The organism is Isoptericola sp. NPDC057191 (genome assembly GCF_042670225.1).
Classification (GTDB): Bacteria; Actinomycetota; Actinomycetes; order Actinomycetales; family Cellulomonadaceae; genus Isoptericola.
The window spans coordinates 1-11,701 of record NZ_JBHUWC010000128.1 but is presented as its reverse complement, the minus strand read 5'-3'; the positions used below and the strand labels follow the sequence as shown (position 1 = coordinate 11,701).

9 protein-coding genes are annotated in these 11,701 nt (G+C 75.0%); 6 read left to right on the top strand and 3 right to left on the bottom strand.

Features of this window, described 5'->3' with window-relative positions:
* Window positions 1–48 precede the first annotated feature (48 nt).
* A complete protein-coding gene (locus ACFT55_RS14720; RefSeq protein ID WP_380244587.1) occupies window positions 49–897 on the top strand; it encodes a siderophore-interacting protein in 849 nt (282 codons plus the stop codon).
* A gap of 30 nt (window positions 898–927) precedes the next feature.
* Here ACFT55_RS14720 and ACFT55_RS14715 read toward each other — a convergent pair whose 3' ends face one another.
* On the bottom strand, window positions 928–1,398 hold the full coding sequence (locus ACFT55_RS14715) for a hypothetical protein (RefSeq protein ID WP_380244586.1): 471 nt from the start codon (window positions 1,396–1,398) through the stop codon (window positions 928–930).
* 139 nt (window positions 1,399–1,537) lie between these two features.
* On the opposite strand from ACFT55_RS14715, the gene ACFT55_RS14710 reads away from it, so the two are divergent.
* Window positions 1,538–2,815 (top strand): amidohydrolase, encoded by a 1,278-nt coding sequence (locus tag ACFT55_RS14710; RefSeq protein ID WP_380244585.1) that lies wholly within the window; start codon window positions 1,538–1,540, stop codon window positions 2,813–2,815.
* Between the two features lie 26 nt (window positions 2,816–2,841).
* On the opposite strand, the gene ACFT55_RS14705 is transcribed toward ACFT55_RS14710, so the two are convergent.
* Window positions 2,842–3,606: an IclR family transcriptional regulator gene (locus ACFT55_RS14705; protein WP_380244584.1), complete on the bottom strand. Its 765-nt coding sequence runs from the start codon at window positions 3,604–3,606 to the stop codon at window positions 2,842–2,844.
* Between the two features lie 178 nt (window positions 3,607–3,784).
* On the opposite strand from ACFT55_RS14705, the gene hutH reads away from it, so the two are divergent.
* From hutH to hutI, 3 genes are read left to right on the top strand one after another with little or no spacing between them, the layout of a single operon-like run.
* Window positions 3,785–5,545, top strand: a complete 1,761-nt coding sequence (hutH, locus tag ACFT55_RS14700) for a histidine ammonia-lyase (RefSeq protein WP_380244583.1) — start codon at window positions 3,785–3,787, stop codon at window positions 5,543–5,545.
* A gap of 54 nt (window positions 5,546–5,599) precedes the next feature.
* Window positions 5,600–7,276 (top strand): urocanate hydratase, encoded by a 1,677-nt coding sequence (gene hutU / locus ACFT55_RS14695; RefSeq protein WP_380244582.1) that lies wholly within the window; start codon window positions 5,600–5,602, stop codon window positions 7,274–7,276.
* Between the two features lies 1 nt (window position 7,277).
* Window positions 7,278–8,537 carry an imidazolonepropionase gene (hutI, locus tag ACFT55_RS14690; protein ID WP_380244581.1) on the top strand — a complete coding sequence of 420 codons (1,260 nt, stop codon included), beginning with the start codon at window positions 7,278–7,280 and terminating at the stop codon, window positions 8,535–8,537.
* 245 nt (window positions 8,538–8,782) lie between these two features.
* Here the strand turns inward: hutI and ACFT55_RS14685 are convergent, their stop codons facing one another.
* Window positions 8,783–9,736 (bottom strand): arginase family protein, encoded by a 954-nt coding sequence (locus ACFT55_RS14685; protein WP_380244580.1) that lies wholly within the window; start codon window positions 9,734–9,736, stop codon window positions 8,783–8,785.
* Window positions 9,737–10,198: 462 nt separating this feature from the next.
* On the opposite strand from ACFT55_RS14685, the gene ACFT55_RS14680 reads away from it, so the two are divergent.
* Window positions 10,199–11,680 (top strand): dicarboxylate/amino acid:cation symporter, encoded by a 1,482-nt coding sequence (locus ACFT55_RS14680; protein WP_380244579.1) that lies wholly within the window; start codon window positions 10,199–10,201, stop codon window positions 11,678–11,680.
* The last annotated feature ends 21 nt before the right edge of the window (window positions 11,681–11,701 follow it).

The window sequence follows — 11,701 nt, the reverse complement described above, 5'->3', positions numbered from 1 at the left end:
GATCCACCTTCTGCCGAACGGATCGGACCGGCATGGTGGAATCGAGTCGTGCTCACGCGATCCCGTCTCCGGTTCGATCTCGTCCCCCGCCGCGTGCGCGTGCACGCCGTGCGCGAGCTGAGCGGCAGCCTGCGGCGCACCACGTTCCGCGACGTCGACGGCGCGGACCCCGCCGCGCCGTCGTCCCTGGCGGCGCTGCGGGCGCCCGGCCCGGAGGACCACGTCAAGGTCTTCCTGCCCGATCCGGCGACCGGCGCGCTGCACGCGCCGACGCTCGCCGCGGACGGCGGGCTGCAACGCCCGGCCGGCGTCGTGTCGATCTCCCGCGACCTCACGGTCCGCGCGACACGGACGGTGGACGGCGTGGCCGAGGTCGACGTCGACTGGGTGCTGCACGGCGACGAGGGCCCGGCGTCCGCCTGGGCGGCCCGCGCGACCCCGGGCGACGAGGTCGTGCTCGCAGGACCGCGGGGCAGCGCCGGGGTGCCGGAGGGGATCGCGCGGCTCACCCTCGTCGGCGACGAGACAGGACTGCCCGCCCTGGCCCGCTGGGCTGCCGCCGTCGAGCCCGGCGTGCCGGTGACGGCGATCGTCGAGATCGGCGACGACGTCGACGAGGCGCACGTCGAGGACGAGCTGGACGGCGCGGCCGTCGAGATCCTCTACCGCACCGACGGCCCGGGGCAGCTCGTGGAGGCCGTGCGCTCCCTCGGCGCCGTGGGGCACGACGAGCTGTTCGTGGGGCTCGGCGAGGCCGGTGACCTGGTGCCCGTGCGCCGACACCTGCGTCGCGAGCTGGGCCTGCCCGCCGAGCAGGTGCTGGTCTCCGGCTACTGGCGGCGCGGGGTGGTCAACCTCGACCATCACCTGCCGCTGGACCCGAGCGACCCGGACTGAGCGACCGGACTGAGCGACCCGGACTGACGGTCAGGCGACCGCGCTCTCCGTCTCGCCGCGCAGGGCGTCGATCTGCTCCTGGAGCCGGGAGAGCTGGTCCGCGACGTCGCCCGCGCCCTTCTGCCGGGCGGCGTCGGTCACGTACCGGACCTCGGCGGACGCAGCCTCGAGGGCCACCTGCGCGTCCTCCAGCGCGACGACGGCGCCGTCGGCGGAGGTGGCGGCCCGGGCGAGGGCGGCACGCGCCTCGTCGGTCGCGGCCTGCGCGGAGCTGATCGCATCGGTCACGGGGCCGCGCAGGGCGGCGGGGACACCGGTGGCGTGCTGCAGCTGCTGGAGGTCGACGTCGATGGCCTCGGCCTGGCTCTTGGCACCGGCGATGAACGACTGGACGTCCTCGGTGGGGGCGGAGCACGCGCCCAGCATCATGGTCACGGCGAGGAGGCTCACCGCGGCCAGACGGGTCGTCGTCTTGCCCTTCGAAGTCGTCGCTGACGTCATGGCCACGATTCTGCACCGCGGACCTGAATAAACCCTTACGACGACGTGGAGATCTTGCACACAGCCTCGGGGCGCACTGCCGCCGACACCGGGCGTTCACCGGATGTCGAGGCGCGCCGACAGGGGCACGATGGCGGCCATGAGCGCGCTGACGACGTCCGAGCTGACGGCCATCTACACCGACCTCCACGCCCATCCTGAGCTCGGGTTCGCCGAGCACCGCACCGCCGGGATCGTCGCCGACCGGCTCCGCGGCTGGGGCTACGAGGTGCACGAGGGGATCGGCGGCACGGGCGTCGTCGGGGTGCTCGCTCGCGGCGCCGGGCCGCGCGTCCTGCTGCGCGCCGACATGGACGGGCTGCCGGGGACCGAGCGCACGGGGCTGCCGTACGCCTCCACCGACACCGCGACGACGCCGGAGGGCCGCACGTCCGGCACCATGCACGCGTGCGGCCACGACGTGCACGTCACCTGCCTGCTCGGCGCCGCCGCCGCGCTCGCCGAGGCCCGGGACGCCTGGTCCGGCACGCTCGTCGTCCTGTTCCAGCCCGCCGAGGAGGTCGGCGAGGGCGCGCGCCGCATGGTCGCCGACGGGCTCTACGACCGCATCGGCGTCGTGCCGGACGTCGTGCTGGGCCAGCACGTCATGCCGCTGCCCGTCGGGGTGGTCAGCCTGACCCCGGGGACCGCGATGGCGGCCGCGGACTCGCTGCGCATCACCATGCACGGGGCGGGCGGGCACGGCTCCAGCCCCGAGGCGACCGTCGACCCGGTGGTCATGGCCGCGGCCACGGTGCTGCGGCTCCAGGGCATCGTGTCGCGCGAGGTCGGGGCGACCGAGTCCGCCGTCGTCACCGTCGGGTCCGTGCAGGCCGGGACGCAGGCGAACGTCATCCCCGACCGGGCCGAGCTGCTCGTCAACGTCCGCACCTTCGACGACGGCGTCCGCGAGCGCGTCCTCGCCGCGATCCATCGCATCGTCGACGCCGAGGCCGCGGCGTCCGGGGCGCCGCAGCCGCCCGAGTACGCGCACGTCGCCGCCTTCAACCTCACCGCGAACGACCCCGGAGCCACGGCCCGCACGCGCGCGGTCCTCGAGCGGGTGCTGGAGGCGGAGCGTCCGCGCGTGGAGGCGGCCGGCGGTCGGCCGCAGGTGGTGAGCCTGCCGCCGCTGCCCGGCTCCGAGGACGTCGGCGACCTGGCGACCGCCGCCGGCGTGCCGCTCGTGTACTGGTTCCTCGGCGGGTTCGACGCCGCGCTCTTCGCAGGTTTCGACGCTGCGACGGCCACCGGCATGGGCGGCCTGCCCGACGGCGTCGCGCCGAACCACTCGCCGTTCTTCGCCCCGGTCCCCGAGCCCACCCTCGACCTCGGCGTCGCGGCCCTGGTCGCCGCCGCCCAGGAGTGGCTCGGCTGACCGGCCGCCGCCCCGGGTCCGCACGATCACGGTCGGCGCGCGCCCAGGCGGCGGCTGATCTCGCTGGCGGCGCGACCGGCGGCGTCGGCCAGCTCCGTTCGCCGGCCGTCGTCGACGTCGTCGGACCAGAACGTCAGCGCCACGCCCGCGACCGGGCGGCCGGTGTGGTCGAGGGCGGCGTGCGCCACCGACGCGAGGCCGGTCGTGACCTCGCCGTCCTCGGTGGCATGGCCGCGGCGGCGGGTGTCGCGCAGCACCTCACGCAGGTCGCGCAGCGTCCGGGGGCCGACGCCCGTCCGGTCCGCGAGGGCCGTCGCCGAGGGGAACAGCGCCCGCACCTGTGCGGCCGGCAGCAGCGCCAGGACCGCACGACCGCTGGCCGTCAGGTGGCTGGGCAGGCGGACGTCGACGTCGGTCACCAGGCTGGGGCGGTGTGGCGCGCGCTGCTCCACGAGGTACAGCACCTCCCGGCCGTGCAGCACGGCGAGGTGCGCGCTCTCGCCCGTCGTCTCCACGAGCCGCGCGACGACGGGACGCGCCAGCCGGGCGAGCGGCGCCTGCCGGGCGTACGCCGACCCCAGCGACAGCGCCGCCGTCCCGAGCCCGTAGCGGTGCTCCTCCGGCAGGTGCGTCACGAAGCCCTCGTCCACCAGCACGGTCAGCAGGTGGTAGACGGTGGAGCGAGGCAGGCCCAGGTGCTGCGCGACCGCCGCCGCAGGGACCGGGCCGGCCTGTGCGGCGAGGAACGTCAGCACCCGCAACGTGCTGCGCGCCGCCGGTACGTCCGCCATCGTCCCCCCTCCGCGAGGTAGTCCGGGTCGTGCCGAGGTAGTTCCGGGGACTACCTCGCAAGGCCCGCACTACCTCGGTAGGACCTGGACTACCTCGGCATCCGGTCTGTCTGGGATCCCAGACTGAACCTGTCCGGACGCGGTGTCCAGCGAGCCCGCGACGGTGTGTGCTGACCGCATGACCGCAACGCTGCAGGAGGCAGGCGACCCCGCCCGCCGTACGACGACCCACCCGGTCGCGCCCCGGTCCGACGTCGTCGTCGAGATCACGGGAGACCCCCTGACCGTCGACGACGTCGTCGCGGTCGCCCGGCACGGCGCGCAGGTGCGCCTCACCGACCGGGCCCTCGCGGGCATGGCCGCCAGCCGTGCCGTCGTCGAGTCCCTGGCCGACGACGACCGCCCGCACTACGGCGTCTCGACCGGGTTCGGCGCCCTCGCCCGCCGCCACATCCCGACGGACAAGCGGGCGCAGCTGCAGCTCGGCCTGGTGCGCTCGCACGCCGCCGGCAGCGGCCCCGAGGTGGAGCGAGAGGTGGTGCGCGCGCTACAGCTGCTGCGGCTCGCCACCCTGGCCACGGGCCGCACGGGCGCCCGCCCCGAGGTCGCCGAGACGTACGCGGCGATGCTCAACGCGCACGTGACGCCCGTCGTGCACGAGTACGGGTCGCTCGGGTGCTCGGGCGACCTCGCGCCGCTCGCGCACGTCGCGCTGGCCGCGCTCGGCGAGGGCCCGGTCCGGGTCGGGGCGGGTCCCGACGGCGACGGCGAGCTGCTCGACGCCGCCGAGGCGCTCGCGGCGGCCGGCATCGCGCCGCTGGAGCTGCGGGAGAAGGAGGGGCTGGCCCTCATCAACGGCACCGACGGCATGCTCGGAATGCTCTGCCTCGCGATCCACGACCTGCGCGACCTGCTCCGTACCGCGGACGTCGCCGCGGCGGCGAGCGTCGAGGCGCTGCTCGGCTCGGACGCACCCTTCGCGGCCGACCTGGTCGGCATGCGACCGCACCCGGGGCAGGCGGCGTCGGCCGCGAACCTGCGCGCCCTGCTCGCCGGGTCGCCCGTCGTGGCGAGCCACCGCACCCTCGATGCCGACGGCCGCCCGGAGTGCACCCGCGTGCAGGACGCGTACTCGCTGCGCTGCGCGCCGCAGGTGCACGGCGCGGCGCGCGACACCGTCGACCACGCGGCGACCGTCGCGGGACGAGAGCTCGCGTCCGCCATCGACAACCCGGTGGTCACGGTGGACGGCCGGGTCGAGTCGAACGGCAACTTCCACGGCGCGCCCGTCGCGTACGTGCTGGACTTCCTCGCCGTCGCGGTGGCCGACGTCGCGTCCATGAGCGAGCGGCGCACCGACCGGTTCCTCGACGTCGCCCGCAACGAGGGCCTGCCGGCGTTTCTCGCCGACGACCCGGGCGTCGACTCCGGCCTGATGATCGCCCAGTACACGGCCGCCGGGATCGTCTCGGAGCTCAAGCGCCTCGCCGCCCCCGCGAGCGTCGACTCCGTCCCGTCGTCGGCGATGCAGGAGGACCACGTGTCGATGGGGTGGGCGGGGGCGCGCAAGCTCCGTCGCGCCCTCGACGGCCTCGGCCGCGTGCTCGCCGTCGAGCTCATGACCGCCGCCCGCGCGCTCGACCTCCGCCTCCCCGACCTGTCAGAACCAGGTGCTGCTCTACCCGCACGTGGTTCTGACAAGTCCCAGCGCCCCGAGTTGTCAGAACCAGGTGCTGCTCTACCGGCACCTGGTTCTGACAGCTCGGCGACCGCGGGGGCCGCGGCAGGCACCGGCGCCGTCCACGCGCTGCTGCGCACGGTCGTCGCTGGCCCGGGTCCGGACCGGTTCCTCGCCCCCGAGATCGAGGCGGTCACGCGGCTCGTCGTCGACGGCGAGGTCGTCGCCGCCGCGAGCGCCGCCGTCGGCCCGCTCGCCTGACCTGCCCGCTCGCCAGACCTGTCTGTACGCGCCCACCGCCCGAAGGAGACGCCGATGTCCCCCGCCACGTACGACCGCGGCACCCCCGTGCCCGTCCGCGCGCCGCGCGGCACGACCCTCACCGCCCGCAGCTGGCAGACCGAGGCGCCGTTGCGGATGCTCATGAACAACCTCGACCCGGAGGTCGCGGAACGCCCGGACGACCTCGTCGTCTACGGTGGCACGGGCCGTGCCGCGCGCGACTGGCCCAGCTACCACGCCATCGTCCGCACCCTCACGACGCTGGGCGACGACGAGACCCTCCTGGTGCAGTCCGGCAAGCCGGTGGGGGTGCTGCGCACGCACGAGTGGGCGCCGCGCGTGCTCCTCGCGAACAGCAACCTCGTGGGGGACTGGGCCACCTGGCCGGAGTTCCGCCGCCTGGAGGCGCAGGGCCTCACCATGTACGGGCAGATGACCGCCGGGTCGTGGATCTACATCGGCGCGCAGGGCATCCTGCAGGGCACGTACGAGACGCTCGCCGCGGTGGCGGCGAAGCGGTTCGGGGGCACGCTCGCCGGGACCCTCACGCTCACGGGCGGCTGCGGCGGCATGGGCGGCGCGCAGCCGCTCGCGGTCACGCTCAACGGGGGCGCGTGCCTCGTGGTCGACGTCGACCGGTCGCGCCTGGAGCGGCGCGTGCGCGAGCGCTACCTCGACGAGGTCGCGGACGACCTGGACGACGCGGTGCTCCGCGTCGAGGCGGCGAGGTCCGAGCGGCGCGCGCTGTCCGTGGGCGTGGTCGGCAACAGCGCCTCGGTCGTGCCGGAGCTGCTGCGTCGGGGGGTGGCGGTGGACGTCGTCACCGACCAGACGTCGGCGCACGACCCGCTGTCGTACCTGCCGCTGGGCGTCTCGGTGGAGGAGTGGGCCGACTACGCGGCCGCCAAGCCGGAGGAGTTCACCGACCGTGCGCGCGAGTCGATGGCGCGGCACGTCGAGGGCATGGTCGGGTTCCTCGACGCGGGCGCCGAGGTGTTCGACTACGGCAACTCGATTCGCGACGAGGCGCGTCGCGGCGGCTTCGACCGTGCCTTCGACTTCCCCGGGTTCGTCCCCGCGTACATCCGGCCGTTGTTCGCGCAGGGCAAGGGCCCGTTCCGCTGGGCTGCGCTGTCGGGCGACCCGCGCGACATCGCCGCCACCGACAGGGCCGTCCTCGACCTGTTCCCCGACGACGACCACCTGCACCGCTGGATCCGCGCCGCGCAGGAGCGGGTCGCGTTCCAGGGCCTGCCCGCCCGCATCTGCTGGCTCGGGCACGGCGAGCGCGACCGTGCCGGGCTGGCGTTCAACGACCTCGTCGCGTCGGGCGAGGTGAGCGCTCCGGTCGTCATCGGGCGCGACCACCTCGACGCCGGCTCGGTCGCGTCCCCGTACCGGGAGACCGAGGGCATGGCGGACGGCTCCGACGCCATCGCCGACTGGCCGCTGCTCAACGCGCTCACCGCCGCGTCCTCCGGTGCCACCTGGGTGTCGCTGCACCACGGCGGCGGGGTCGGCATGGGCCGGTCCATCCACGCCGGGCAGGTGTCCGTCGCCGACGGCACCGCCCTCGCGGCGCAGAAGCTCGCGCGGGTGCTGTCCAACGACCCGGGGCTGGGCGTGCTGCGGCACGTCGACGCCGGGTACGACGACGCCGCCGCGGCCGCCGCGCGGGGCGGGCTGCGCGTGCCGATGCGAGAGTCGTGAGATGCGCGAGGTGGAGCACCCGGGCGGTGAGCACCCGTCGACGCTGATCCTCGGGATCGGCGAGCTCACGACCAACGACCCGACGCTCGGGGCCGACGGCGACCCGACCGGCGTCCTGCGTGACGCCGCGCTGCTGCTCGACGGCGGCCGGGTGGCGTGGGTCGGGCCCGAGCGGGCCTGCGCGGACGGCGTCGAGGCAGCGCTCGGTCGCGCGCCCGACCGCGTCGTCGGGGCGGACGGGCGAGCGGTGGTCCCCGGCTTCGTGGACTCCCACACCCACCTGGTGTTCGCCGGTGACCGGTCGGCCGAGTTCGAGGCGCGCATGGCCGGCCGGCCGTACGCCGCGGGCGGCATCCGGACGACGGTCGCCGCCACGCGGGCGGCGTCCGACGACGAGCTGCGCGCCGGGCTGCGCCGGCACGTCGGCGAGGCCCTGGCGCAGGGCACCACGACGCTCGAGGTGAAGAGCGGCTACGGCCTGACCGTGGCCGACGAGGAGCGCTCCGTGCGGCTCGCGGCGCAGGTCACCGAGGAGGTCACCTTCCTCGGCGCGCACGTGGTGCCGCCGGAGTTCTCGGGCGACGCCGGAGGCGCCGACGCGTACGTCGACCTCGTCGTCGGCGACATGCTCGGCGCGTGCGCCCCGCACTCGCGCTGGGTGGACGTCTTCTGCGAGACCGGCGCGTTCACCCCGGAGCAGGCGCGCCGCGTGCTGGAGGCGGGCGCCGCCGCCGGGCTGGGGGTGCGGGTGCACGCCAACCAGCTCGGGCCCGGCGAGGGCGTGCGCCTCGCCGTCGAGCTCGGCGCGGCCGCCGTCGACCACTGCACCTACCTGTCCGACGACGACGTCGCGGCGCTCGCGGCGTCGTGGACGGGGGAGGGCAGCGGGACGGTCGCGACCCTGCTGCCCGGCGTCGAGTTCTCCACCCGGCAGCCGTACCCCGACGCGCGCCGGCTGCTCGACGCCGGCGCCGTCGTCGCGCTGGCGAGCGACTGCAACCCCGGCTCGTCGTACACGAGCTCGATGCCGCTCATGGTGGCGCTGGCCGTCCGCGAGATGGGCATGACCGTCGCCGAGGCCGTCTGGGCCGCCACGGCGGGCGGTGCACGGGCGCTGCGCCGCGACGACGTCGGGCACCTCGCACCCGGCGCCCGCGCCGACGTCGTCGTCCTGGACGCCGCGAGCCGCACGCACCTCGCCTACCGTCCCGGCGTCCCGCTCGTGCACGCGGTCTGGAAGGACGGCCACCCCGCGAGGTAGTACCCACCCCGCCGAGGTAGTACCCACCCCGCCGAGGTAGTACCGCTCCCGCCGAGGTAGTGCGCACCCCGCCGAGGTAGTTCTCCCTGCGCCGAGGTAGTTCGGGCATTCCTGCCAAAAGGGATTCTTGACAAGCCTTAGTGGACTACCTCGGCACGAGTTGAACTACCTGGGCCTGACTTGAACTACCTCGGCAAGAGGGGAACTACCTCGGCAAGAGGGGAACTACCTCGGCGGGGTGGGGGCTATCTCGCGGGGCGGTGGGCGAGCCCGGCGAGGACCTCCAGGACGCAGAGGGCGGCGAGGCGGACGGTGCGGCCGTCGGGGGCGTCGGCGGTGGCGTCCACCTCGGCGACGTCGACGGACCGGACGCGCGGGTCGGTCGCGGCCGCGCGGACGAGGGCGCGCAGCTCCCACGCGGCGAGGCCGCCCGGCACGCTCGCCGGGCAGCCGGGGGCGACGGACCGGTCGCAGACGTCCACGTCGACGTCCACGTGCACGGGCCCTCCCGCGGCGCCGGCGACGTCGAGGGCCTCGCGCACGACGCCGGCGAGGCCGCCGGGCCCGCGGCGGCGCAGCTCGTCGAGCGTGACGACGGTGACGCCGAGGTCGCGCGCCCGCCGGGCATAGGCGGCGGAGTTGGCGAAGTCGGCGATGCCGACCTGCACGATCCGCGCCGGGTCCAGCCCGGCCTCGACCAGGCGCCGCACGGGCGAGCCGTTCGAGACGCCGTCGCGCAGGTCGTAGTGAGCGTCGAAGGTGACCAGGCCGGCGGTCGCGACGTCGTCGCCCCACGCTCCCAGCGCGACGGGCACGGTGAGCGCGTTGTCCCCACCGAGCGCGACGACGGCGCGGGCGCCCGAGACCGCGCGGGCGACGGCGTCCCGGGCGCGCACCTCGCCCTCCGGCCCGTCGGGCTCGGTCACGTCGCAGTGGTCGACGACGGCGAGCGCGCCCAGGTCCACGGGCTCGCCGTCGGGGCCGGCGACGAGCGCGGGGCTGAAGCGGCGCAACGCGTCGCGCACCGCCGCGGGCGTGGCGTGCGCGCCCGTCGTCGACAGGGACGTGCGCCACGTGGGGACGCCGATCAGGGCGAGGGCGGCGGGGGCGGCGGCCGGGTCGGCAGTCTCGGGGGGCGGCGCAGGCCAGGAGCCCGCGCGCGGCCAGAGCGGGTCGTGGGGCAGGGGAGCGGAGGTCACCCACCGACCGTACGGCCACCATGAGGTGCCTCACACGACCTGGGCATCGGGGCGGACGCTTGTTAGGGTGCTGGATTCGTGGGTTCGATACCCACGATCGATCATGTCGATGAGTTGAATCGCCGTGATCCCCCTGAACCCGATCGTGCCTGGAGCTCTCGTGACCGTCAGCGTCCCCGTGAGGACCCACCTCACCGCGCGCCTCGACGTCGACTTCCGTCGCGTCGCGAGCGCGCTCTGTCGCTGACCGTCCGCTGACCCGTCGACGTCGTCGTCGACGGTCGGAGCCTGCGCCGCCCGGCTTCCCCCGGTCCCCGGACCGCTCGTCGGGCGTGCGAGCGCGCCACGCGCGCCACGCGCGGCAGGCGCCTCACCGCGCCCCCGCACCCCCCGCACCCCGTACCTCCTGGTGGGCGACCGCCCACCCCTGGTGCCCCCGGCACCCCGGCGAAAGGTCTGTCCGTGTCCTCCGCAACCAAGATCCCCGGCGCGCAGCCCCGCGCCCGCAAGGGTCTGCGCTTCCCCTCGTTCTCCGTGCAGATCCTGCTGGGCCTGGCCCTGGGCGTCCTGCTCGGCTGGCTCGCACTGTCCCTCGGCCCGCAGGCCGACGGCGAGACGCCCAACGGCCTGACGACGACGCTCGACACCATCGGGTCGTCGTTCGTCACCCTGCTCAAGGCGGTCGTGCCGCCGCTGGTGTTCACCGCGATCGTCGCGTCGATCGCGAACCTGCGCACCGTGACCAACGCGGCCCGGCTGGCCGGCCAGACGCTGCTCTGGTTCGCGATCACGTCCGCCATCGCGGTGGCGATCGGCATCGGCCTGGGCCTGGTGTTCCAGCCCGGTCACAACACCACCCTGTCGGTGGCGGACGGCGCCGAGCCGTCGTCCACGGGCACGTGGCTCGACTTCCTCAACGGCCTCATCCCGACCAACGTGCTCGGCCTGGGTGCGAGCACGTCGGTCGAGCCGGGGGCGGACGGCGCGTTCAGCGCGGAGACCGGGATCAGCTTCAACGTGCTGCAGATCCTCGTGGTCGCGCTGGTCATCGGCATCGCGGCGCTGAAGTCCGGCGCCAAGGCCGACCCGTTCCTCGCGTTCAACAAGTCGGCTCTCGCCATCGTGCAGAAGGTGCTGTGGTGGATCATCCGCCTGGCGCCGCTGGGCACCATGGGCCTCATCGGCAACGCCGTCGCCACCTACGGGTGGGAGTCGCTGCGCTCGCTGGCCTCGTTCTCGGTCGCGATCTACGTGGGCCTCGCCCTCGTCCTCTTCGTCGTGTACCCGGTGCTGCTGCGGGCCAACGGCCTCGGCGTCGTCGCGTGGTTCAAGGGCGCCTGGCCCGCGATCCAGCTCGCGTTCGTGTCCCGCTCGTCGGTGGGCACCATGCCGGTGACGCAGCGCGTCACGGAGCGCAACCTCGGCGTGCCGAGCGAGTACGCGTCGTTCGCGGTGCCGCTGGGCTCGACGACGAAGATGGACGGCTGCGCCTCGATCTACCCGGCGATCTCCGCGATCTTCGTGGCGCAGATCTTCGGCATCGACCTGTCGCTGACCGACTACCTGCTCATCGCCTTCGTGTCGGTGGTCGGCTCGGCCGCCACCGCGGGCCTCACGGGCGCCATGGTCATGCTGACGCTGACGCTGTCCACCCTCGGGCTGCCGCTCGCGGGCGTCGGCCTGCTGCTCGCCGTCGACCCGATCCTCGACATGGGCCGCACCGCCGTGAACGTCGCGGGGCAGACGCTCGTCCCGACGATCGTCGCCAAGCGCGAGGGCATCCTCGACCTGGAGCGGTTCCGCGCCGCGTCGTCGGAGCACCTGTTCGACGAGGACGAGACGGCCCAGGACGACGCCGCGCAGGACGACGCGGCGCAGCCCGTCGTCGACGGCGACGCCCCGCAGGGCGGCCGTGAGCTGGCGGAGGCCGGTTCGCGCGCCTGACGACGCACGACGACGAAGGCC